The 23,043-nt window shown below is 73.7% G+C and carries 17 protein-coding genes and 1 pseudogene; 13 read left to right on the plus strand and 5 right to left on the minus strand.

The annotated features are described in order from the left end of the window. Positions 1-5: 5 nt before the first annotated feature. The 3 genes and pseudogenes from ASC56_RS08665 to ASC56_RS41705 form a co-directional block, all read right to left on the minus strand. Positions 6-1,748, minus strand: coding sequence for a condensation domain-containing protein (locus ASC56_RS08665; RefSeq protein ID WP_055490683.1), 1,743 nt, complete (start codon positions 1,746-1,748; stop codon positions 6-8). After that, the gene (locus ASC56_RS08670; RefSeq protein ID WP_055491041.1) at positions 1,745-3,478 is read right to left on the minus strand and encodes a carbamoyltransferase C-terminal domain-containing protein; all 1,734 of its coding nucleotides are present in this window, start codon (positions 3,476-3,478) and stop codon (positions 1,745-1,747) included. Before ASC56_RS08670 ends, ASC56_RS08665 begins: the two co-directional genes overlap by 4 nt. Positions 3,479-3,615: 137 nt before the next feature. After that, a pseudogene (locus ASC56_RS41705) lies at positions 3,616-3,714 on the minus strand (XRE family transcriptional regulator); the annotation flags it as partial. Between the two features lie 921 nt (positions 3,715-4,635). On the opposite strand from ASC56_RS41705, the gene ASC56_RS08680 reads away from it, so the two are divergent. From ASC56_RS08680 to ASC56_RS08720, 9 genes are all read left to right on the plus strand, one after another. After that, on the plus strand, positions 4,636-6,039 hold the full coding sequence (locus ASC56_RS08680; protein WP_079102418.1) for a KamA family radical SAM protein: 1,404 nt from the start codon (positions 4,636-4,638) through the stop codon (positions 6,037-6,039). Between the two features lie 19 nt (positions 6,040-6,058). Beyond that, a complete protein-coding gene (vioD, locus tag ASC56_RS08685) occupies positions 6,059-7,219 on the plus strand; it encodes a capreomycidine synthase (protein WP_234376886.1) in 1,161 nt (386 codons plus the stop codon). 5 nt (positions 7,220-7,224) lie between these two features. Beyond that, positions 7,225-9,114: an amino acid adenylation domain-containing protein gene (locus ASC56_RS08690; RefSeq protein ID WP_234376887.1), complete on the plus strand. Its 1,890-nt coding sequence runs from the start codon at positions 7,225-7,227 to the stop codon at positions 9,112-9,114. Positions 9,115-9,248: 134 nt separating this feature from the next. After that, positions 9,249-10,283, plus strand: coding sequence for an arginine beta-hydroxylase, Fe(II)/alpha-ketoglutarate-dependent (gene vioC, locus ASC56_RS08695; RefSeq protein ID WP_055490687.1), 1,035 nt, complete (start codon positions 9,249-9,251; stop codon positions 10,281-10,283). A gap of 8 nt (positions 10,284-10,291) precedes the next feature. Further along, entirely contained in the window at positions 10,292-11,035 is a 744-nt protein-coding gene (locus tag ASC56_RS08700) for a GNAT family N-acetyltransferase (RefSeq protein ID WP_055490688.1), read from the plus strand. Positions 11,036-11,111: 76 nt separating this feature from the next. Next, on the plus strand, positions 11,112-13,136 hold the full coding sequence (locus ASC56_RS08705) for an NAD-dependent epimerase/dehydratase family protein (protein ID WP_055490689.1): 2,025 nt from the start codon (positions 11,112-11,114) through the stop codon (positions 13,134-13,136). Further along, entirely contained in the window at positions 13,133-13,867 is a 735-nt protein-coding gene (locus ASC56_RS08710) for a PIG-L deacetylase family protein (RefSeq protein WP_234376888.1), read from the plus strand. Before ASC56_RS08705 ends, ASC56_RS08710 begins: the two co-directional genes overlap by 4 nt. Further along, positions 13,860-15,092 (plus strand): acetyl-CoA carboxylase biotin carboxylase subunit family protein, encoded by a 1,233-nt coding sequence (locus tag ASC56_RS08715; RefSeq protein ID WP_055490691.1) that lies wholly within the window; start codon positions 13,860-13,862, stop codon positions 15,090-15,092. The genes ASC56_RS08710 and ASC56_RS08715 overlap by 8 nt, the downstream gene beginning before the upstream one ends. Further along, positions 15,089-16,252 (plus strand): glycosyltransferase family 2 protein, encoded by a 1,164-nt coding sequence (locus tag ASC56_RS08720; RefSeq protein WP_234376889.1) that lies wholly within the window; start codon positions 15,089-15,091, stop codon positions 16,250-16,252. The genes ASC56_RS08715 and ASC56_RS08720 overlap by 4 nt, the downstream gene beginning before the upstream one ends. Here the strand turns inward: ASC56_RS08720 and ASC56_RS08725 are convergent. Continuing rightward, positions 16,217-17,890: a CocE/NonD family hydrolase gene (locus tag ASC56_RS08725; protein WP_063784942.1), complete on the minus strand. Its 1,674-nt coding sequence runs from the start codon at positions 17,888-17,890 to the stop codon at positions 16,217-16,219. The genes ASC56_RS08720 and ASC56_RS08725 overlap by 36 nt on opposite strands. Positions 17,891-17,924: 34 nt before the next feature. Between ASC56_RS08725 and ASC56_RS08730 the strand changes: the two genes are divergently transcribed. The 4 genes from ASC56_RS08730 to ASC56_RS08745 are packed head-to-tail and all read left to right on the plus strand — an operon-like array spanning position 17,925 to position 21,907. Continuing rightward, on the plus strand, positions 17,925-19,442 hold the full coding sequence (locus tag ASC56_RS08730) for an amino acid adenylation domain-containing protein (protein WP_055490694.1): 1,518 nt from the start codon (positions 17,925-17,927) through the stop codon (positions 19,440-19,442). Then, positions 19,439-20,374: a macrolide 2'-phosphotransferase gene (locus tag ASC56_RS08735; protein WP_079102379.1), complete on the plus strand. Its 936-nt coding sequence runs from the start codon at positions 19,439-19,441 to the stop codon at positions 20,372-20,374. Before ASC56_RS08730 ends, ASC56_RS08735 begins: the two co-directional genes overlap by 4 nt. Further along, positions 20,371-21,162 (plus strand): alpha/beta fold hydrolase, encoded by a 792-nt coding sequence (locus ASC56_RS08740; RefSeq protein ID WP_055490695.1) that lies wholly within the window; start codon positions 20,371-20,373, stop codon positions 21,160-21,162. Before ASC56_RS08735 ends, ASC56_RS08740 begins: the two co-directional genes overlap by 4 nt. Then, positions 21,152-21,907, plus strand: a complete 756-nt coding sequence (locus ASC56_RS08745; RefSeq protein WP_079102380.1) for a nucleoside 2-deoxyribosyltransferase domain-containing protein — start codon at positions 21,152-21,154, stop codon at positions 21,905-21,907. Before ASC56_RS08740 ends, ASC56_RS08745 begins: the two co-directional genes overlap by 11 nt. Here ASC56_RS08745 and ASC56_RS08750 read toward each other — a convergent pair. Continuing rightward, positions 21,883-22,470: an N-acetyltransferase gene (locus tag ASC56_RS08750; protein ID WP_055490696.1), complete on the minus strand. Its 588-nt coding sequence runs from the start codon at positions 22,468-22,470 to the stop codon at positions 21,883-21,885. The genes ASC56_RS08745 and ASC56_RS08750 overlap by 25 nt on opposite strands. Between the last annotated feature and the right edge of the window lie 573 nt (positions 22,471-23,043).

Consider the following 23,043-nt stretch of genomic DNA (forward strand, 5'->3'; position numbering starts at 1 on the left):
GGTGTTCAGCTGCTGCGTGTCCCGGCCGCGTCCGGTGCCGCCGCGTCGAGGAGCGCGGTGAGGGCGGCCCGGTGGCGGGCGGCGAGGTCGCGTACGGTCGCCTCGTCGTGCAGGGCCGTGGAGTACCACCACTCGACGCGCAGCACCTCGTCGTCGGTCGTGGCGATCACCTCGATGAGATGGGGCCGTGTCCAGTGCGGGGCGGTGATGTCGCCGACGGGTTCCGGTGCCATGTCCGGCAGCAGGGTGCGCAGCGGCAGGGCGTCCGCGTCGTCGCCCTCGAAGTCGAAGGAGATGTCGCTGGGCGGGGCGGCGCGCAGGGCGGCCGAGATGCGCGGCCGGCCGTGGCGGCTGAGCGCGCCGTATCCCACTCCCCCGCCGGGCTGGGCCGCGAGATGGCCGACGGTCCGCGCGAGCCGTTCGGCCGCGGTGCCGGGGGCCAGGTCCAGGCGGACGGGCACGATGGTGGTGAACCAGCCGGTGGTGCGGGCGAGATGGGAGTCGCCGACGGCCTCCTCGCGCCCGTGCCGCAGGATGTCCACCCGGACCGCCGTCTCGTCGAGCCACCCGGCCAGCGCCTCGCCCAGGGCGTGGAGGACCAGGTCGCCTGGGTGGGCGCGGTGGGCGCGGGCCGCCGTGTGGAGGCGGGTGGTGAGCTCCTGCGGGAACTCCTCGCGGTACGTCGCGGCGGTGCGGGCGGTGTTCGCGGCCCGCGGGTCGGCGACGGCGTGGTCCAGCGGGATGGTCGCGGGGGTGCGGACCACGTCCGTCCACCACTCGGCCTCCGCCTCGGCCTCGGGGGTGCGGGCGTGGGCGGCGAGCGCCCGGGCCCACTCGGGGTACGGGGTGCCCTCGGCGCACCAGACGTCGCGGCGGCCGGCTTCGAGCGCCGTGTACAGCTCCTCCAGGTCTTCCAGGAGGACGGACCAGGAGACCATGTCGAACGCGAGCTGATGGATGAGGATCAGCAGTCGCCCCGGGCGGGTCGGGCCCGAGTCGAAGCGGACGAACCGGGCCACGGGTCCGGTCTGCGGGTCGAGGGCGCGCTGTTCGATCGCGCAGCGCAGGGTGACCGCGGCCGGCAGTTCGGCGTCGGCGAGTTCGGAGATGTCCACCGTGTCCAGCACCGGGCCGAGGGCCGCGCCGGGCGGGCCGTCGGGGGCGATGGCCGCCACCAGCTGCCGGGGCCGCCGGGCCGGGCGGGCCTCGACGGCCAAGCGCAGCGAGGCGTGCCCGGCGACCAGGCGGCGGACGGCCTCGGCGAACAGCTCTCCATGGAGGCCCGGCCGGGTGGTGAAGAGCATCGCCTGGTTCCAGTGGCCCCGGTCGCCGGTCTGCTCCTCCCAGGCCTGCTCCTGGGGAGGGGTGAGCACGACCGGGCCGTGGCCGGCGCCGGGCGGTGCGGCGTCGGCGGTACGGCGGCGGGCGGCTCGCTCGGCGACCAGTGCGGCCAGGCGGGCCGTGGTCATCTCCGGGACGGCCAGCTCCCGCAGCTGCACCCGGACGCCGAAGGCGGCCTCGACGCGGCGGGCGGTGCGGATGAGGTCGAGGGAGTCCACGCCGAGGTCGAGCAGCGGGGCCGACAGGTCGGCCTCCGGCGTGAGCACGGTGTCGGCGAGCCAGGCGTCCAGCCGGGCGCGGATCTCCTCGAGGGTCGGACCGGTCTGGTCGGCCGGGCCGGCCGCCGGGTCCGCGAGGGTGCCGGCGTCCGCGGCGGGGTCGGGGTGGGGGCGGACCGGGGCGTTCATGCGTCGTCCTCCCCCAGGGCGCCGTCGGGGCGGCGTACCAGGAACGGCCCGAGGGCCAGGGCGTCCATCGGCAGCCGGTGGAAGGTGGCGAGGGCGTCGCGCGGGCTGCAGACGACCGGTTCGTCACGGCCGTTGAAGGAGGTGTTCAGGATGACCGCGGTGCCGGTGTGCTCGCCGACCTTGCCGATGAGCCGGTGGTAGAGGGGGTCGACCTCGGCGGAGACGGTCTGCGGCCGGGTGGTGCGGTCGCTGTGCACCACCGCGGGCATGACGGCGGCGCCGGCCTCGGTCACCGGAGTGGTGACGATCATGTACGGCAGCGGGGTGGGGGCGCCGATCAGGGCCTCGGCCGCCTCTTCCTGCATGCTCGGGGCGAACGGCCGCCACGCCTCGCGGTCCTTGATGCGGACGTTGACCCGGTCGCGGGTCTGCTCGGGGTTCGGCACGGCGACCATGCTGCGGTGGCCGAGGGCGCGGGGGCCGCCCTCGGCCCGGCCCTGGAACCAGCCGGCAACCCCGCCGGCGGCCAGGACGTCCGCGGTCGCGGCGGCGATGTCCGCGGGCTCGGTGTAGGCGGTGCCGGAGGCCTCCAGGACACGGCGGATCTCGTCCGGGGTCCACTGCGGGCCCCAGGCCACCGAGCCCTTCATGGGCTGGATCCGGTCGCCCTCCTGGGCCGCGACCCAGACCGCCGCGCCGAGCGAGACGCCCTGGTCGCCGGCCAGGGGCTGGACGAAGAGGTCCTGCACCTCGGGCATGCGCATGAGCTTGCCGTTGAGGGTGGCGTTGAAGCCGACGCCGCCCGCGATCAGCAGCGTGGTCTCGCCGCTCTCCCTGAGCAGGGTGCGTACGAGGGCCATGACCGCGCGCTCCAGGGCCGCCTGGGCCGTGGCCGCGATGTCGCGGTACTCGAACGGGTCCCGGTCGGTGACCTTGGTGTAGCGGCCCAGGCGGGGATCGAAGTGGCGGGCGGAGCGGTTGGGGGCGTCCGGCAGCACCTTCTCCAGGTGCTCAAGCCAGTGCCGAATGGTGGCCGTCTCCTCGTCGGTGCTGCCGGTGGAGCGCAGGTCGGGCGGGACGACGCCGATGGTGAAGCCGTCGTCCGTGAAGTCGAAGGCGCCGCCGAAGGTGAGGTCCTGGGGGGTGCCGTAGGAGGCCAGGCCCATCATCTTGCCCGCCGCGTCGTAGCCGAGGCCGGCGTACTCGCAGACCGCGGCGTAGAAGTAGCCCAGTGACCAGCCGGGCGTGTAGGTGCGCAGGGTCTTGATCGCGCCGTCGATGCCGACGGCGAGCGTGGTGCTCACGTCCTCGCCCTGGCCGTCCAGGACGAGGATCGCGCCGCGGTCCCGCCCGGAGCGGTGGTAGGCGCTGGCGGCATGGGCGATGTGGTGGTTGACGAACGTCAGCCGCGGGTCGCGGGTGCGCGGGAACAGCGCCTTGGGCAGCAGGTGTTCCAGTGCGTCGGCGTCGTCGGCGAACCAGTCCAGGCCCCGGTCGCGGAAGAGCTTGGGCAGGTCCCACCCGTGGGCGACGACGTCGATGTCGTCCAGGGTGAGACCGCCCTCCGCGAGGCAGTGGGCAGCGGCGTTGAGGGGCGCCTCTCCGTAGGCGTGCTTGTTCCGGGTGAAGCGTTCCTCCTCGGCCAGGGCGATGACTCCGCCGTCCACGACGAGGCAGGCAGCACCATCGTGGCTGGCCCCGGGCCAGCCGTTGACTCCGAGCACACGCATGGTCAGTCCCCAAAGGTCGGTCGGGATCATCCGGTGCACCCCGCGCCTCGTGGGAGCGGGGGCACCGGTCACGCCAACCGATCTTGTCGATCTGCCGAGTTGTACACGACCTTCGACGTTGTGCGGAGATCCGCGGCGAAGATCGCGGACGCCGCCTTGAGCACCTCGTTCGCGCGCCGCAGCTCCTCGACCTCACTGCGCAGCCGGCGTAGTTCGGCCCGTTCGTCGCGGGTCAGCTCGTCCGTGCCGTGGCCGTGCGCGGAGGCGCTGGGCGCGGGGGCGTCGGGGTCCCCCCAGCCGGCCTCCGGATCGCGCTCCGGATCGCGCTCCGGGCCACGGTCCGTCTCCTGGCCGGGGCCCCGCCCGGGGTCACGGTCCGGACCGCGCTCCGGAGCACTACGCGCGGGCCGGCGACGGCCGGAGCGGGGGGGCTCCCGCTCCGCGCCGCCCGGCCGCCCGTGTCCCGGTGCGTTACGTGCTTCCAGTTCGCTGCTGACGCTGTGCCAGCGGCGCGACCACAGCTCGAGATCTCCGCCGCACGCGGCCACATAGGCGAGGGTCACCTTCAGCGAGGGTTTGTGCAGTCCCCGCGCGGCCTCGGCGAGCGTGGCCACAGAGTAGTGCGCCCTTTTCGCCATGGTGCGGTACGAGGGGTTCCCGGCCCGCCTCCGTAAGGTGCGCAAGTCGTGGGCGAACGCCTCCAGTGGTCCTTCAGTAGGGTCCAGTAACCGCTCTGGCCTGGGCACATTTCCCCCTGGTACTCGGTTGTCTCGACGAAGCGCGGGTCCCGCGGGCCGTACAACCGTGGTCAGCGGTGTCCGGTCCCGACGGCACGATCAGCCGTCGACTGCCGGAATCCCGACAGGAAGGCCTCCGCACCGGATCTGCGGTCATTGGTACATGCCGGTGACATACACATCAATTCTTCAACCGACAATTCAGGCCATCCCCGGAGCCGGTCGCGCGGTTCGGAAGTGCTGTCCGCCCCTCTCTCAACACCGGCGGCCGCTTCCGCTTCCCGCTGCGCGGCCCCAAGTTGTACAGGGGCACTCGGCGTTTGCACCCCGTACAAATTCCCCTCGTGTACAACCCGCCGCGCTCTGCAAGATCGACGGCAGGCGATACGACCGAAACCGATGGGATTGGGTGGCGGGTTGGTGGACACAGCACGCAGCCAGACGGAATCAGCAGTACTGGAAGGCGTCTACGAGTACCGCAGCCGTCCACTCGTGGAGCCGGACTGGCGGCGCCTGCCCGGGTGGCGCGACGTCACCGCGGCCGAGTGGGCCGACCCCCAGTGGCAGCGCGCCCACTGCGTGAAGGACGCGAAGGGCCTGCGCGCGGTCATGGGCAATCTGCTGGACGAGGGTTTCTACGGGGACTGGGAGCAGGACCGGCTGCACCGCGCCACCATGTCGGTGCTGCTGCCGCCCCAGATGATCAACACCATGGCCCCGGAAGCGGCCGGCGCCCGACCGGGCGAGCTCACCAAGGCGTTCTACGACGACCCGGTACGCCGTTACATGCTGCCGGTCTTCTCCGACCGCCACCCGCAGTGGCCCTCGCACCCGATGGCCAGCCGGGACTCCCTGCACGAGCAGGACATGTGGGTGGTGGAGGGGCTGACCCACCGCTACCCCACCAAGGTGCTGGCGGAGCTGCTGTCGACGTGCCCGCAGTACTGCGGCCACTGCACGCGGATGGACCTGGTGGGCAACTCCACGCCCCAGGTGGCCAAGAACAAGCTCCAGCTCAAGCCCGCCGACCGGGCCGACCGCATCCTGGAGCACCTGCGCGCCTCCCCCGGCATCCGGGACGTGGTGGTCTCCGGCGGCGACCTGGCCAACATGCCCTGGCCGCGGCTGGAGCGCTTCATCAGCGGCCTGCTGGAGATCGAGTCGATCCGGGACATCCGGCTGGCGAGCAAGGGACTGGTCGGGCTGCCCCAGCACTGGCGGTCCGGCCCGGTGCTGGAGGGCGTCGCGCGAGTCGCGCGGACGGCCCGGTCCCGCGGGGTGCGCATCGCGCTGCACACCCACGCCAATGCAGCCCAGCAGATCACCCCCGCGGTGGCGGAGGCGGCCTGGGCGCTGCTGGGCGCGGGGCTGCACGACGTGCGCAACCAGGGCGTGCTGATGCGCGGGGTCAACGACAGCGCGCACCACCTGCTCGACCTGTGCTTCGCGCTCACCGACCACGCGGGGATCACGCCGTACTACTTCTACATGTGCGACATGATCCCGAACGCCGAGCACTGGCGGGTGCCGCTGCACCGAGCCCAGTTGATTCAGCGTCAGATCATGGGCTACCTGCCCGGCTTCGCCACGCCCCGCATCGTGTGCGACGTGCCGATGGCCGGCAAGCGCTGGGTGGAGCAGGCCGACTCCTACGACCGCGAGCTCGGCATATCGCACTGGAGCAAGGGCTATCTCACCCCGCTGGAAGCGGCGGACCCGGAGGCCCGCAGCGGCTCGTACCACTACTACGACCCCATCGACACGCTCCCGCTCGCCGGGCAGCGGTGGTGGCGGGACACCCATCAGGGCACCGGTCAGGGATAGAAGGGACAGTCGCACAACCATGAGCAGTCTGCGTCCGCTGCGTGAGGACCCCCCGGTGCTGGAGGAGTGGTACCGCCGGCACCTGGGCCCCGACATCCACGACATCAGCTCCAGCGGCGTCCACCCGTACACCTTCGCCGAGATACGCGAACTGTGCCGCATCCCGGCCGAGGACCTGGACGCCGTCGTCATGGACGACAGCGTCTCCCAGGGAGGCGCGGGCATCCGGCAGGCGATCGCCGACCGGTACGCGGGCGGCGACGCCGACCGGGTGCTGGTCACCCATGGCTCCAGCGAGGCCATCGCGCTCACTCTGAGCACGCTGCTGCGGGCCGGCGACCGGGTAGTCATCCAGCAGGGCATCTACCACTCGCTGGGCCACTACCCGCGGGCGGCGCGCTGCGAGCTCGCCGAGCTGCCGGCCGCGGCCGTGGGCGACGGCGAAATCGACGAGGATGTGCTGGAGAGCCTGATCACGCCGGGGACCACGGCCGTCATCGTCAACTTCCCGCACAACCCCTCCGGGGCCACGCTGTCGCCGCAGGGCCTGAAGGCACTGACCGAGCGGACCGCCGCCGTCGGCGCGACCCTGGTGTGGGACGCCGCCACCGCCGAGATCGCGCACCGCTGGGAGGTCCTCCCGGACCCCGCCGCCACCCGCGGCGACACGATCTCCTACGGCACCTTCTCCAAGACCTTCGGTCTGCCCGGGCTCCGGGTGGGCTGGGCCATCGCACCGCCGGAACTGATCACGGCCGTCTTCCCGCTGCGCGACCGGACCACGCTCTTCCTGTCCCCGCTGGTCGAGCTGATCGCCGAGCGGGCGATGCGCCACGCCGACGTGCTGATCGGCACGCGGGCGGCCGAGGCGCGGCGCAACCTCGCGTACCTCACGGAGTGGATGGCCGAGCACCAGGACCTGGTGCGCTGGACGCCGCCGGAGGGCGGGGTGTGCGCGCTGCCCGTCTTCCGCGAGCTGGAGCGGGCCGCGGCCGGGCCGGCCGCGGTGGAACGGTTCTGCCTGGAGCTGCTCTCCCGCCACCGCACGCTCCTGGTGCCGGGTACGGCCTTCGGCGCGCCGCACGGCGCCCGGCTCGGCTTCGGCGGCCCGGAGAAGGGCTTCCGGGCCGGGCTCGCGGGGCTGTCGGAGTTCCTGCGCACCCGCGGGGCCGCCCGGTGACCGCCGTGGACGGACCCGACGTACTGGACCTGTGGGACCTCTGCGTACGCGAACACGCGGACGAACCCGCACTGGTGACGCCGCGGCAGGCGCTCACCTACCGGTCGGTGGACCGGCTGACCGACGCCTGGGCCGGCTCCCTGGCCGGGCGCGGCGCGGGCCCCGGGCGGCTGGTGGGCCTCGCGTTCACCGACCCCGGCCGCACGGTGCTCGGCATGGTCGCGGCGCTGAAGGCCGGGGCCGGGTTCACCGTCCTGGACGACCGGCTGCCCGCCGCCGCGCGGGCCTCGCTGGTGCGCCGCACGGAGGCGGCGGTGTGGCTCGGCGACGGCGCCCACGCGCCCGCGACGGCGTACGTGCCGGCCGGGACCGCCGGCACCGGCGGCGGGCCGGCGGACGCCGACGGCTCCGCGGCCCGGCGGCGGGCCGCCGGCAGCGACGTGGCGTACGTGCTGTTCACCTCCGGATCCACCGGGCAGCCCAAGGGCACGGTCATCGAGCGCGGCTCGCTGCGCAGGTTCGCGGTCGGGGTCGCCGAGCGGCTGGAGCTGGCCCCCGGGGACCGCTGGCTCCAGGTGGCCTCGCTGGGCTTCGACGTCCTGGTCGAGGAGGTGTTCCCCGCGTTCGTGGCCGGCGCGGCCGTCGTGTGCCGGGCCGACACGCAGGCCCTGGATGCGGAGGAGCTGCACACCACGATGGCCCGCACCGGGACCACCGTGGTGGAGCTGTCCACGCAGTACTGGCTGGAGTACGCCCGCTGGCTCGACGCGCGTGGCCTGACCACCCCGGCGGAACTGCGCCTGGTGGTGGTCGGCGGCGAGCGCATGGACCCGCGGCCCTACCGGGAGTGGCAGGCCCGCCAGCCGGCCCGGCTGGCCCACGTCTACGGACTGACCGAGTGCACCGTCAGCTCCACCTTCTACACCGGGCTGCTTCCTGCCGACGCCGAGGAGGTCCCGCTCGGCACGCCGCTGCGGGACGTGGAGATCAGCATCCGGCGCGACGGACGCCCGGTGCCGCAGGGCGAGTCCGGGGAGATCCACATCGGCGGACCGCTGCTGGCCCGCGGCTTCCTCGGCGACGAGGCCACCACCGCCCGCCGGTTCGTGCCCGACCCGCTGGCCGCCGCCCCTGGGGCGCGCGTGTACACGACGGGCGACCTGGGGCGGATCGACACCGACGGGCACCTGGTCTTCCTCGGGCGGCTCGACGACCAGGTGAAGATCCGCGGCCACCGGTTGGAGCCGGCGCGGGTGGAGCGCGCCCTGTGCGAGGACCCGGCCGTGGACCAGGCCGTGGTGTTCCCGGACCCGCGAAACGGAACCGCGCTGTGGGCCTTCACGGTCCCGGCCGACCCGCGGCACGCCCCACTCCCCGGCGAGGCGGTCCGCCTGACAGGGCCGGAGAGGGACGCGCTGGTGGCGCCGCTGGAGGCGCACTTGCCCGACTGGGCCGTGCCCAGGGTGCTGTACCGGGTGTCCGTCCTGCCGAAGAACCCGCACGGCAAGATCGAAAAGCGCCGGCTGAGCGACTGGGTCACGGCGAGGGCCACGGCCGGGTCCGGCGGGCCGGCGCAGGCGCCGGGCACTGCGGAGATACCGGACGCGCCGGGCACGGCCGAGGCGCCGGGCACGGCCGTCGAGCCGCGGCTCCGCGACGAACCGCTGTCCACCGTCGTGGACCTCTTCCGCGAGGTCCTGGGCGCACCGGGGATCGGCCCCGACGACGACTTCTTCGAGCATGGCGGGCAGTCCCTGCTCGCCATGCGCCTGCTCGCGCGGCTGCGCGAGTCCTTCCCCGCGGCGGCCGGGCTGCGGGCGAGCGCCCTGCTCCGGTGTCCGACCCCCCGGCTGCTTGCCGGGGCGCTCGCGGCCGGCGAGGCCGCCCGACCCTGAGCGGCCGCGCGCGGACCGCCTTCGCGCACACCTCGCGGACCATCGCGTCACCCAGCACCACCCGAGGGCCCGCAGGCCCGGCTCCGGCCGCCTGCGGGCGGTAACCATCCCCGACCACTCAGCGAGAGTTGGCAATGTCGAACCTCACCGACCAGTCCACACACAGCTACGCCCTCACCCCCGACGAGGCCACCGCGACCGCGGAGCTCACCCTCGAACTGGCCGCCGTCCACCCGTACTTCGGCGACCCCGGCCTGCTGCGCGACCTGCCGCGGCTCGCGGCCCGGCTGCCGCTGGGCGTGCAGCGCTTCCTGCGCGACTTCAAGCTGGGCGACCGCCACGGCCATGTGGTCGTCTGTGGGCACGAGTTCGACCAGCAGCGCATCGGGCCCACCCCCGAGCACTGGCGAGGCCGCCACCGGCCCGGCCCGGAGTTCCCCGAGGAGCTGCTGCTGATGCTGTACTCGGCGCTGCTCGGCGAGCCCTTCGGCTGGGCCACGCAGCAGGACGGCCACCTCGTGCACGACATCTTCCCGATCCGCCAGCACGAGAACGACCAGCTCGGCATGGGCAGCAAGGAGCTGCTGACCTGGCACACCGAGGACGCCTTCCACCCCTACCGCAGCGACTACCTGATCCTGGGCGCGCTGCGCAACCCCGATCACGTGCCCACCACGGTCGGCGAGCTGGACCTGACCTCGCTGTCCGAGGAGGACATCGACGTCCTCTTCGAACCGCGCTTCCACATCGCGCCGGACGAGTCGCACCTGCCGAAGAACAACACCATCACCTCCGAGGAGGAGGCCGCCCGCTTCGCCACCATCCAGCGGATGATCGACGAGCGGCCGCTCGGCCCGCTGCTCTACGGATCGCGGCAGGACCCGTACATGCGTCTCGACCCGTACTTCACCTCCGTGCCGGAGGACGACGCCGACGCGCGGCGTGCCTACGACGCGCTGTTCAAGGTGGTGGACGCCGGGATGCGGGAGGTGGTCGCGGACCAGGGCGACGTCCTGTTCATCGACAATCACCGGGCGGTGCACGGCCGCCTGCCGTTCCAGGCCCGCTACGACGGCACCGATCGCTGGCTCAAGCGGGTGTGCGTCACCGCCGACCTGCGGCGCTCCCGCCCGATGCGGGCCACGGCCGAGACCCGGCTGCTGGGCTGAGCGCACCGATGGCACTCACCCTCACCGATCTGTCCCGCGACCCGTGGCTGCTGCCCGAGGTGGACGCTCTGATCAGCGCCAACATGCCCGGGTTCATGAGCTGGGAGTCCCCCGGCAACTGGCGCTGGCACGGGATGTACGAGCGCTACCCCGCCCACCAGCTCTGCCTGGTGGCCGGTGACGGGAAGCTGGTCGCGGCCGCCAACGGGCTGCCGGTGCGGTGGGACGGCACTGCCTCGTCACTGCCCTCCGGCAGTGACGAGGTCTTGGTGGAGGCCGTCGAACACGGCCCCCCGGACCACCCGGACGCCGTCTGCATGCTGTCGGTGTCCGTCGATCCCGCGCACCGGGCGGTCGGCCACGCCGAGCGGCTGCTGACCGAGGCCCGCACCAGAGCCGCGGAGCGGTGTCGGCGCGGTGTGATCATCCCGGTCCGGCCCACGCGCAAGCCGCGCTACCCGCTGATCCCGATCGAGGAGTACGCCGCCTGGCGCCGCCCCGACGGCCGCTGCTTCGACCCGTGGCTGCGCACGCACCTGGAGCTGGGCGCCCGGCAGCTGGGCTTCGCCCACCGGTCCCTGGTGATCCGTCAGCCGGTCTCCCGCTGGGAGGAGTTCCTCGGTCATTCGCTGCCGGGGCCGGGCGACCATCCGTTGCCCGGCGGCCTGGTGCCGCTGCGGGTCGCCGACGACGGTCATGGGACGTACGCCGAGCCCAACGTCTGGGTGCACCACCCGGCCGACGCTCCGTGACCCCCGCCGCGCGCCCCCGCACCGCGGCATGCCCGCCCCCTCTCGAGCCATCCCCTTCCGACCCCCTGGAGAACCCATGCCTCCCGTACGCCTCGCCATCGTCGGGTGCGGTGCCGCCGCCCGCGGCTGCCATGTGCCCGCCCTGCCGCCGCTGAAGGGCGATGTGCAACTGACCGCGCTCATCGACCGGGACCCGCGCCAGGCGCGGGCCGCGCTGGACCTGTACCGCGAGCTCGGCGGCACCGGCGCCGACGAGGTGGTGATCGCCGCCGACCCTGCCGAGGCCGCCGATGCCTTCGACGCCGCCGTGGTCGTCGTACCGCATACCGTGCACGCGCGGACCGTGGAGTCGCTGCTGGCGGCCGGCAAGCACGTGCTGCTGGAGAAGCCGATGACCACCTCGGTCGAGGACGCCCGGCACCTGGTCGCCCTCGCCGCCGACGCCTCCACGCCGCTGCTCGCGATGGCCCATCCGCGGCGGCTCTTCCCCGCGTACGCCTGGGTCAAGCGGCTCATCGAGGGGGGTGACCTGGGCGACGTGGTGCGCGTCGACTGGGCGGAGGGCCACCCGTACGCCTGGGAGCCGGTCTCCTGGTCGATGTTCGACCGGCGGCTCGCGGGCGGCGGGGTGCTCACCGACACCGCCTCGCACGTCTTCGACACGCTGCTGTGGTGGCTCGGCCCCGACGTGGAGGTCGTCCGCTACGAGGACAACTCGCTGGGCGGGGTGGAGACCGACGCGAGCGCCCACCTGCGCTTCGGCGCGGTCGACGTGCACTGCGAGTTCAGCCGGCTGCGCGACCTCGGCATCTCCTGCACGGTGACGGGCACCAGGGCGACCGTGACCATCGGCACCGACTTCCCGGCCGGTGAGTGCACCCTGGTCACCTCGGACGGCGTGGAGCTGCACCGCGGCGACGTCGAGGCGGTGGCGCCCGCCCAGGGCGAGTGGGAGCTGCTGTTCACCGAGCAGCTCGCCAACTTCGCCGCGGCCGTGCGCGGCACCGCAGCCGTGCACTCCGGCCCCGAGGACGGCCTGCGCGTCGTCGAGCTGATCCAGGAGTGCTACGGCGGCGCCCACGAGGATGCCGTCCAGCCGTGGACCACCCGCGGCGCCGCGACCGACGGCGATCCCGCGCTCGCCGGCCGCTGCGTGGCGGTCACCGGCGCGAGCGGCTTCATCGGCGGTCGCGTCGTCGAGCGGCTGGCCCTGGGCACGCAGGCCCGCGTCCGCCCCGTGGTGCGCGGCTTCGGCCGGGCCGCGCGGCTGTCCGTACTGCCGCAGGAGCGGCTGGAGTTCCGGCAGGCCGACCTGCTGGACACCGACGGGCTGCGCGCCGCCTTCGAGGGCTGCGACACCGTCGTGCACTGCGCCTTCGGCAGCGCCGGTGACGAGGCGAGCCGCTGGGCGGCCTCCGTCGAGGGGACCGCCAACGTCCTGGCCGCCGCCCGCGCCGCCGGGATCCGGAGGGTGGTGCACCTGAGCACCATCGACGTCTACGACCCCGCCGCCACCGGTGGGCTGAGCGAGGAGTCGCCGGCCCGCCCGGCAGACCCCGCCGACCGCGAGTACGAGCAGCAGAAGCTCGCTGCGGAGCGGCTGGTCCTCGACGCCCACGGCCCCGACCTGGAGACCGTGGTGCTCCAGCCCGGCGTGGTCTACGGGCCGTGGGGCGGCCAGTGGACCTCCGCCCAGCTGCAGCGCGCCGAGGGCGACTTCGCCGCGCTCCCGACGGGCGAGGACACCGGCGTGTGCAATGCCGTGTACGTCGACGACCTGGTGGACGCGGTGCTCCTGGCCGCCGGGAAGGAGGCGGCCGCCGGTCAGCGCTTCCTCGTCGGCAACGGCGAACCGCTCGGCTGGGGCCGGTTCTTCGACGCGATCCGCTCCCTGCGCGGCCTGGGCGAGCCGGCGGCGCAGACCGCCGGGGACCCGGTGCCCGACTGGGAGTTGCAGCTCTACCGCTCGACCGCGCGGGCCCGGTACGACAAGGCCGCGCGCCTGCTCGGCTTCACCGCGCGCACCCCCTTCGCCGAAGGCGTCGAGCTGACCGGGCAGTGGGCGGGCTGGGCCCGGCAGGTGCCGGAGGTGCGGTCGTGACCGGGGTAACCGATGTGCTGGTGGTCGCGCCGCACCCCGACGACGACGTCATCGGCTGCGGCGGTTCCATCGCCAAACACGTCCGGGACGGGGCCCGGGTGACGGTGGTCATCGTCATCGGGCGCGAGCGCAGCGCCCTCGACGACGCGGTCACCGACGCCGAGTTCGCCGCCGAGACGGAAGCCGCCGCCAAGACGCTGGGCGCGCACCGCTGCATCCGTTTCGACGAGCCGTCACGGGACTTCACGCTCTCCCGCCGCGTGCACCTGGACCTGGTGCGGGTGCTGCGGGAGGTGCGGCCGCAGGTGGTCTACCTGCCCCACGACAACGACGACGACGTCGAGCACCGCATGGTGCACCAGCTGACCACCGAGGCGCTGTGGATGGCGCAGTCGGAGTTCTTCCAGGAGGCGGGCGAGCGGCCGATGCCGGCGCCCCGGCTGGTGCTCGGGTACGAGGTGTGGGCGCCGATGGCCCGGTTCCAGTACGCGGAGGACATCGACGGCCAGATCGAGACCAAGGTCGAGGCGATGCGCGCGTACGTCTCGCAGCTGCGCCACGCCGCCTGGGACGAGGGCATCCGGGGGCTGGCCCGCTACCGGGGCGCGGTGTCCGCGGGCTCGGGCCACGCGGAGGTGTTCCAGGTGCTGAGTCTGAGCACCCCGTCCGCGGCCGGCGGACCGGCCGGCGGCGGGCCGCGGGGCGACGGGCCGGGAGGCGGCCGTGACTGAGCGGCTCCTGGTCTGCGGGCTCGGCTCGGGGATGGACCACTCGCTGGCCGAATTGCGCTCGCCCCGGCGGGAGCTGGTGGTGGTCACCGACACACCCACCCACCGGGCGCAGGCGGCGGCGGACGTACTGCTGGTCTGCGACCCGACCGACAGCACGGCGGTCCTCGCGGAGCTGTCGGCGGCCGGCATCGACCGGTTGGACGGCGTGTTCTCGCTGGGCGCCGACAATCCCCCGGTGATCAGTGTGCTGGCGCACCGGTTCGGCTGCCCCGGCCTGCCCCTGGAGACGGCGCTCAACTGCACGCTCAAGGACCGGAGGCTGGCGATCCTGCGCGAGGCGGGCCTGGACCTCCCCCGGTTCGCGACCGCCGAGAGCGTGGAGGAGGCGCTGCGGGCGGTCGCCGAGGTCGGCCTGCCCGCCGTGATCAAACCCAGCGACCAGACCGGTTCGCTGGGCGTGATGAAGGTGGCCTCGCCCGAGGCGGTATCGGAGAGGGCGGCCGAGGCGCTGCGGCTCAGCCCCGTCGGCCGGATCGTCGTCGAGGAGTTCCTGGAGGGCACCGAGCACACGCTGGCCGCCTTCATGGTCGACGGCGAGCTGCACCGGTTCGGTTTCGCCGACCGCGAGTACGGGCGCAAGGAGGAGTTCGCCCCGTACTTCTTCGAGGGCGGCGACACTCTCCCCAGCCGGCTCACCGGGGAGCAGATCGAGGAGATCACCGACACCGTACGGCGTGGGGCGCGCGCCCTGCGCCTGGACCCGGCGGTGATCAACACCGACATCCTGCGCACCCGTGACGGCCGGGTGGTGCTCCTGGAGATCACCTGCCGGCTCACCGGCGCGCGGATCGCCACCGAGGTGATGCGGCTGGCCACCGGGGTGGACCCGCTGCCCAACGTGGTGCGCCTGGCGCTGGGCCGGCCGCTGGAGCTCTCCGAGCTGCGTCCGACCCGCAGCGGGGCGGCGGTCCAGCGGTTCCTGCCGGCGGACGGCGGGGTGGTCGAGTGGGTCGGCCATCCCCGGGACGTCGCCCGCCGGGCGGGAGTGCACGACGTCTTCTGGGGCATCGAACTGACGCCCGGCACCGTGGTGCCGCCCTACCGCGGCGGGGCCGACGTCCTGGCGGGCGTGATCGCGTACGCCGACGAGCCGGCCGAGGCCGAGGCGATCGCCGAGCGCACGCTGCGCGCGCTGCCCCTGCGGTTCAAGGCTCCGGCGCGATGACCACGACACCGGCGACGACCGCGCGCGGACCGCTGGGCGCGCACACCCGCACGCACACAGACGACACGAGGGAGAACGCGATGGCCGGCGACCCGGTGGACAAGGCCGCAGTCGACAAGGGGATCGCCCGCACCGCCGTGGTCATCGCCCTGCGCGACGACCTGCGGATCGCTGACTGCATCGCGTCGATCGACGAGGACGTCGAGATCGTCCTGGCCCTCAACGGCCCCAGCGACGCGGTGCTGAAGCTGATCGCCGAGCACCCGCGGCCGCTGACGGTCACCGAGATCGACGACATCGGCAACCTGGGCGCGGCCTACAACGCCGGGGCTGCCGCCACCGACCGGCAGTACCTGCTCCTCATGGACTCCGACTGCACCTTCGCCCGGGGTGTGGTGCGAGCCATGGTCCGCGCGGTCCTGACCGACCCGGTGGTCAAGGGGCAGGTGGTGTACGGGGAGTCGGAAGGCCTGCTCAGCAAGCTGACCGCCCGGGTGCGGGAGTTCGACGAGGGCGACTACGTCAGCGCCCTGTCCCCGCCGCTCATCTACAACAGGGCGATCGTCGACCACATCGGCGGCTACCACTTCGACGAACTGATCCACTGGTGCGAGGACCGGGAGTTCGACTTCCGGCTCCAGCTGGCCGGCATCCCGGTGGTGTACCTGCCCGAGGCCCGGATCTTCCACGACGCCCAGCATGGCTTCGCGAACATGCGCAGCTACTTCCGCTACGGCGTCGGCGAGGGCATCGCCCAGGAGACGGGCGTGTTCACCACGCCGGCCGTGCCGGTGCTGTGGCGGCTCTACGAGGCGACCAGGACCCTGGTGCACTGCGCCCGTGACAAGGGCGCGGGCGCCGCGGCGTACTACGCGCTGCTGAAGATCGCCTTCCACGCGGGGACCGCGCACCATCTGCTCAACGACCCCTACCGGGTGCGGGACCGCTACCCGGCCTCGGCCAAGCGGGCCCGTATGGTGCGGTCGATCCCGCAGCACAGCACCCGCCTGACCAAGGCCCAGCTGCGGCGGCTGCGCCGGGCGCACTGGGAGGCGGGCCGGCGGATCGAGAAGGTGACCGACCTGTCGGTCTTCCATCCGGACGCCGCCGGCCCGGCCGCCGCGTCAGCCGCCGCCGAGGCGCGGCAGCAGCAGGCGTGAGGGATGGTCACCGCCGTGGTGGACCGTGTGGTGCGCGACCACCCGGGGATGGACGTCGAAGCGCGGTGCGTTGCTGGCCGCGACTTCCAGGCGGACGCGGTGGCCGGTGCGGAACACATGGCCGATCGCGCCGAGGCGGACGGTGACTTCGACCGGCCGGCCGGGGGCGGGCGCTCCGCCCGCCTCCGGTGCCGTCGTCGCCGGTGCCGTCGTCGCAGTTGCCGTCGTCGCCGGTGCCGGCTCCAGCCGGTGGATGCCGTCGCACAGCAGCTCCGCGCGGCCGTCGGGCCAGACGTCGACGAGCTTGCCGGTCACGTCGGCGCCCGCCGCGTCCGGAGTGACGTACACCGTCAGGACGGTGTCGCCGACCACGGTCAGCGGGGCGGTGAGCGGTGCGCCGGTGAAGCACAGGACGTCGCCGCGCCGCTCCACCTCGCGCTGGTCGAGCGGGCCGCAGTCGCCGCCGGTGAACTGGCCGGGCAGGGCGGTGGCGCCGCCGGTGGTGGGCACCGGGTCGGCCGGGTCGTGGCGGATCGCGTCGCTGCCGGGGGCCCCCGGTGCGGTGCCGGGCATGAGCCGCCGGCCGTCCAGGTGGAGCACGTACTCCTCGGTGCCGGGGACGGGCCAGTCGGGGAAGGCGCGCCACTCGTCGGCGCCGGTGAGGAAGAGCCGTACCGGCTCGGGGGCCGTTGCACCGGTGCGCCGCCCGCGCAGATGGCGGTCGAAGTGGTCCAGGTGCAGGCCGGTGACGTCGAGCTGCTGCTCGTCGGCGGCGAGCCCGTAACGGCGCTGCGGGAAGATCCCGCCGGTGACGCAGTGGGACCAGGGACCGACCACCAGGCGCGTCTCCACGCCCTGTTCCCGAATTCCCCGGTAATTCTCAAGGGCTCCAGCGAGGAATATGTCGTACCACCCCGTCAGATTGAGCACAGGAACGTTTATCGACGAATACGAGTCGCGGGGTGCGGCACGCTTCCAGTACGGGTGGCCGGCGGGATGCTCGCTCCATTGCCGGTAATAGGGCGCCAGCCGGTCCAGGAGTTCCGCGGCGGCGGCCGGGTCCGCGTACAGCGCGTCGATCCGATCGACCGCATCGGCCACCTCGGCCAGCTCCGGCCCGGCCAGCCCGGCCCCGCCGAGCAGCAGGTCATACAGCACCCAGTAGAGGAGGAAGCCCAGCTGGAAGGCGCCGCCCTGGCGGGTCCAGCCCTCGTCGAACCCGGAGCCGGCCACGTGAGGGGCGATGGCGGCCAGGCCGGGCGGCCGCTCGCCCGCCGCGAGCAGCGCGGCCATGCCCTCGTAGGAACGGCCGAACAGGGCCGCCGAGCCGTCGCACCACATCTGTCCCACGGCCCAGGCGACGGTGTCTGCACCGTCCGGGGCCTCGTTCCAGTACGGCTCGAAGGTGCCGCCGGAGGCGAACCGGCCGCGGACGTCCTGCACCAGCAGGGCGTATCCGGAGCGGACCAGCCGCAGGCCGTCGACGGAGGCCCCGCCGGGGCTTCCCGCTCTTCCGTAGGGCGTCCGCCGGATGAGCACCGGCACCGCCTCGGCCTTGTCCGGGCGATAGAGGTCGGCGCTCAATAACACGCCGTCCCGCATGGGTATTTTCACATCGTGCTCCACAACGATACGCACCCGCCAATACTCCAACACAACTCGGGAATTCACAATGGAGTCCTCCGCAGCCTCTTTTCTGAAACCGTTCTTCGACACGGCGCGCGACGATCCGGGCCGGCCGGCCGTGGTCGACAACGGTCTCGTCCTCACCTACGGCACCTTCGCGGCCTGGGTGCTGGCGGTGGCCGCCGCCCTGGAGCCGCGCACGGCGGAGCCCCAGCCGCCCGTGGGCGTCGTCGTGCACCACTCGGCGCATGACGTGGCGGCGATCCTCGGCGTGCTGGCGGCGGGACGGGCGTACATGCCGCTGGAGGCCCACCACCCCGAGGCCCGGCTGGAGGCGATCGTGCGGCGGGTCGGCTGCCGGGAGGCGATAGCGACCGCGGAGACCGGATGGCAGCCCCCCGTCGAGAAGGTGGTCCGGCCGCGCTGGGCGCCCGCCGCCGCGGCGTCCGCGACGGCCCCCGCGCTGCCGCGGCCGGGCCCGCAACCCGAGGACCCGGCGTACGTGCTGTTCACCTCGGGCTCCACCGGCGAGCCGAAGGGAGTGGTGGTCCCGCACCGGGCGCCGGCGGCCGTGGTGCCGCCGCTGCGCACCCTGTACGGCATCGGCGAGGGCGAGTTCGTGCTGCACTTCCACGGCGCGGGCGGCGACACGAGCCTCGAGGAGATCTTCCCGACCCTGACGGGCGGCGCCACCCTCGTCATCGACGACGGGGCGCGGGAGGGGTTCGCGCGGGTGGCGGAGGAGCAGCAGCTCTCGGTCGCGGTGCTGCCCACCGGGTTCTGGGACAGTCTGACGGGCGATCTGCTGCACCAGGGCGCCCGGCTGCCGGCGTCCCTGCGCACCGTGGTGATCGGCGGGGAGGCGGTGCGCGCCGACATGCTGGAACGCTGGCGCCGACTCGGCGGCGCCGAGGACGTCCGACTGCTCAACACCTACGGCTCCACGGAGACCACGCTGGTCACGCACGCGGTGCAGCTCGCCGGGCCGGGCGCCCCCGCGCTGCCGGAGACCGACGGGGACCTGCCCATCGGGCTCCCGCTGCCACACGTCGGCCAGCGGGTCGACGAGACGGGCGAGTTGTACGTCTCCGGGCCCCAACTGGCCCTGGGCTACCACGACAACCCCGAGGCGACGGCCGCCCGCTTCACCGAACGGGACGGCGCCCGCTGGTACCGCACGGGTGACCTGGTCGGCGAGGCGGCCGGCGGTGTCCTGGTGTTCAAGGGGCGCTCCGACCACCAGGTCAAGATCCGCGGCTTCCGGGTGGACCTGCTCGATGTCGAGGCGTTGATCGGACGGTGCGAGGGGGTGTCGTCGGTCGCGGCCGCCAGGGTGGACCGCGCCGGGCACTCCTCGCTGGCCGCGTTCTTCGTTCCCCTGCCGGACTTCGAGCCGGGCGAGGTCGCCGCGGGCATCCGCGACCGGCTGACGCGGACGGCGCCGCCGCACCTGGTGCCCAGCCTGATCGTGCCGGTCGACACGCTGGAGCAGACCCACACGGGCAAGGTGGACCGGAACGCGACCCGGGACCGCCACCTGGGCGCCGTGGAGGCCGCCCGATGAGCGCCTCCGCCATGGCTCCGGGCGCGGAGGTCGCGGAGCTGGCCGCGTACGCCTCGCGGAGGCTGGGCGTGGCGCTCGTACCGGAGTCCGCACGGACGGACGACAGCGGCTGGGACTTCCGCGTCACCCACATCCGCGCCACCGACGGCACGTACTGGATCCTGCGGCAGCCGCGGCGGCCGGACGCCTCCGACCAACTGGCCGTGGAGGGAGCCGTGTTGAGCGCCGTACGCGACCGGGTTCCGGTGCCGGTGCCCGACTGGCGGCTGCACACCCCGGACCTGGTCGCCTACCCCCGCCTCCCCGGCGAGGCGGCGGGCAGCGAGGACCCGGTCACCCTCGTCTACGGCTGGTCGATGGACCCGCTGGCCCACCCGGACCGCTACCTGGAGCCGCTCGCCCGCTGCCTGGTCGCGGCGCACTCCACGCCCCTGGACGGCACATGGGAACTGCCGGGTCCGCACCCGGCCGGCCCCGAGGCCGTGCGCTCCCGGATCGCGGACAAGCTGGCCCGCGCCCGGACCGAACTGGAGCTGCCCGCCGCCCGGCTGCGCCGCTGGCAGGACTGGCTGGACGACGACCGCCTGTGGCCCGACCGCCTGGTGCTCGTCCACGGGGACGTACACCCGGGCCACACCCTGGTGGAGCGCCGCCCGTCCGGCCCCCCGGTGCTGTCGGCCCTGCTGGACTGGGCGAACGCGGGCATCGGTGATCCGGCGGCCGACTTCGTCGACATGCTCTACGCCGGCGGCACGGACGTCCTCGACCGGCTCCTGGACGCCTACCGGGCGGCGGGCGGCGAGGTCCCCGACGGCATGCGGTCGCACATCCTGGCCCGGGCGTCCTTCATCTGGGTCCATGTGGCGCTGCGCGGCCTGGACACCGGCCGCCCGGCGTGGGTGGAGACCGCGCTGCGGAGGATGGCCCGGTGAGCGGCGGGACGGCGTACACGGTCCACGGCTCGGGGCGGCCGGTGGTCCTGGTCGCCGGCGCGGGAGGAGCCGGCCGGATCTGGGAGCACCACCAGGTGCCCGCGCTCACCGCGGCGGGACACCAGGTGATCACCTTCGACCACGACACCGGCGGCTCCTCCGCCGGCGAACTGGCCGGTGCGGTACGGGACCTCCTCACCGCGCTGGGGCTGCCGCCCTGCCCACTGGTCGGCCACTCCCTGGGGGCTCTGGCGATACAGGAGCTGCTCCTCACCGATCCGCACCTGGCGAGCGGCGCGGTGCTGGCCGCGACGCGGGGACGGCCCGACGCGGTCGGCGACGCGCTGGTCCGCGCCGAGGCCGCGTACGCCGAGGCGGGCAGCCGACTGCCGCCGGAGTACGAGGCATTCGTACGGCTGGTGCAGAACCTCTCCCCCAGGACGCTCGCGGACGAAGGTGCGGTCGCGGAATGGCTGGACTTGTTCGAGATCGCCGCGCTCGGCGGTACCTCCGCCGCGCACCGCCCGCGCCCGCCTGCCCCGAAGAGGCTGGCCGCGTACGCGCGGATCACCACGCCCCTGCTGGTGGTGGGCTTCGCCGACGACGTGCTGGCCCCCGCCCACCTGGGCCGCGAGGTGGCCGCGGCGGTCCCCGGCGCCCTCTACACGCAGCTGGCGGACACCGGCCACCTCGGTTTCCTGGAACGGCCCGACGCCTTCAACACCGTCCTGCTGGACTTCCTCGCCACCCTCCCCACGACCGACCCCGGAGCGTCCCGTGTTCACTGAGTCCCTCATCGAAGCCCCCGCCTCGGTCGAGGTGGTGTACGTCGGCCAGGAGCCGCCCGAGTCCTGGAACGCGTCCGTGTACCTGTGCGGGCCCACGCCCACCGACCCGGCGGAGCCGTCCTGGCGCCCGGCCGCCGTGGCCGCCCTGCGCTCCGCCTGGAACGGCCCGGGGCGGCTGGCGGTGTTCCTGCCGGAGCCCGCCGCCGGCGGGTCCTACCCGGCGTACGCGGACCAGATCGCCTGGGAGGAGGGGGCGATGCGCCGCTCGGACGTGGTCCTGTTCTGGATCCCCCGGGACATGAACCGGCTCCCCGGGCTGGTCTCGAACATCAAGTGGGGGGTGTGGTACGACTCGGGCCGGGCGGTGCTCGGTGCGCCGCCGGAGGCCGAGCGCATGGCGTATCTCCTGCACTTCGCCGAGGCGTTCGGGGTGCCGGTGCAACGCGCCCTTCCCGGGGCGGCGGGAGCGGCCCTGCGCGCGGTGGGCCGCGGCTCCCGCCGCACCGGCGGCGAGCGGGCCGTCCCGCTCACGGTGTGGCGGTCCGGGCCCTTCCAGAGGTGGTACGCCGACCGCCGGGCGGCGGGCTGCCGACTGCTGGACGCGCGCGTGGAGTGGTACGAGCGGGCCGCGGCCCCGGACGGAGCCCCGGCCTGGCTGCTGACCGTCACGGTCGCGCGGGGCGACGGCGCGGCTCCCTCCGTGTGCCGCCTGCTGTCGGCTCAGGGGCAGGGCATGCTCATGTAGAGCGCCTGCTCGCCCTCCGAGGGTGTGCCGTCGTAGAGGGCGGTGTCCAGCCCGCAGAAGGCGAAGCCCATCCGCCGGTACGCGTGGATCGCCGGCGCGTTGATGTTGGTGACCTCCAGCCAGAGGTGCCCGGCACCCCGCTCGCGGGCGAACTCCACCGCGAGCCCCATCAGCGCGCGGCCGACCCCCCGGCCCCGGTGCTCGGGGGCGATCTCGATGTCCTCGATGGTCAGCCGGCGGTTCCAGCCGGAGTACGAGACGGCGACGAACCCGGCCAGGCCGCCGCCGGCCCCGTGGGCGACGAACGTGCGGGAGTCCTCGTCGTCCTCGTCATCCTCGTCGTCCCCGTCGTCGCCGTCCGACTCGTCCTCGGGGAACACCTTGGTCAGGGGCGGATCCACCGGGATCTCCCGCAGCGCGAACCCGTCCTCGGTGACGATCACCTGGAAGACGGTGTCGGTGGTGAAGGAGCCGTCCAGGGCCTCGATGGCCTCGGTGTCTTCGGGAACGGCGGTGCGGTACCGGTAAGCCGTGTTGTCGACAGTGGTCCGTACGTCGGTCATCGGTTGGTCCAGCCATTCGTGGAGTTGGGGGCATCCAAGCGGTGCGGGTGTGGCTTTCAGCGGTCCGCCGACCGTAGCTTGCCATGACTGGCCTCACCGCTCGCCGGCCCGACCTGGTCGCCGACCGCACGAGCTCCGTCAACCAACTCCATGACCAACTTCCGGGCATCTTCCGAGCTTTGGAACGCGCACTCGAGATGCCCAACCACGGACCGCGGACCGCGGGTCCTGGTCCGCAGCGCAACCGACCTCGCCGCTGCCACCATGGAGGCACGAGTTCCTGGCCCCAACGTGCGGGACATGACACGCTTCGGCACCCCCGATCGTCTCGCGGGCTTCGCCGGCCCGGCCTCGGCACCACGCGTTTCCGGACGCATCAGCGGCAACCTGCACCGCCCCGCCCGCTACCACCGAGGACTGCAGAATCGGGATCCACATCTCCAGGTCGCCGTCCAATGGCAGAAGGCGTCCGCCGGGGACGGGGCCGACTGCGCCGCCGAGGTCAGCCATCGCACACCGTGCCGGCAGCGGCCGCGAGGACACGGCAAGGCGGCTCTCCGCCCAAGTCCTCGC

It is taken from the genome of Streptomyces sp. TP-A0356 (assembly GCF_001417775.1).
Classification (GTDB): Bacteria; Actinomycetota; Actinomycetes; order Streptomycetales; family Streptomycetaceae; genus Streptomyces.

Bases quoted from the DNA above. Each gene is read 5' to 3' on its own strand.
- ASC56_RS08665 (WP_055490683.1), bottom strand. From the start codon at position 1,748: ATGAACGCCCCGGTCCGCCCCCACCCCGACCCCGCCGCGGACGCCGGC.
- ASC56_RS08670 (WP_055491041.1), bottom strand. From the start codon at position 3,478: ATGCGTGTGCTCGGAGTCAACGGCTGGCCCGGGGCCAGCCACGATGGT.
- vioD (WP_234376886.1), top strand. From the start codon at position 6,059: ATGAGCAGTCTGCGTCCGCTGCGTGAGGACCCCCCGGTGCTGGAGGAG.
- vioC (WP_055490687.1), top strand. From the start codon at position 9,249: ATGTCGAACCTCACCGACCAGTCCACACACAGCTACGCCCTCACCCCC.
- ASC56_RS08700 (WP_055490688.1), top strand. From the start codon at position 10,292: ATGGCACTCACCCTCACCGATCTGTCCCGCGACCCGTGGCTGCTGCCC.
- ASC56_RS08705 (WP_055490689.1), top strand. From the start codon at position 11,112: ATGCCTCCCGTACGCCTCGCCATCGTCGGGTGCGGTGCCGCCGCCCGC.
- ASC56_RS08720 (WP_234376889.1), top strand. From the start codon at position 15,089: ATGACCACGACACCGGCGACGACCGCGCGCGGACCGCTGGGCGCGCAC.
- ASC56_RS08730 (WP_055490694.1), top strand. From the start codon at position 17,925: ATGGAGTCCTCCGCAGCCTCTTTTCTGAAACCGTTCTTCGACACGGCG.
- ASC56_RS08735 (WP_079102379.1), top strand. From the start codon at position 19,439: ATGAGCGCCTCCGCCATGGCTCCGGGCGCGGAGGTCGCGGAGCTGGCC.
- ASC56_RS08750 (WP_055490696.1), bottom strand. From the start codon at position 22,470: ATGACCGACGTACGGACCACTGTCGACAACACGGCTTACCGGTACCGC.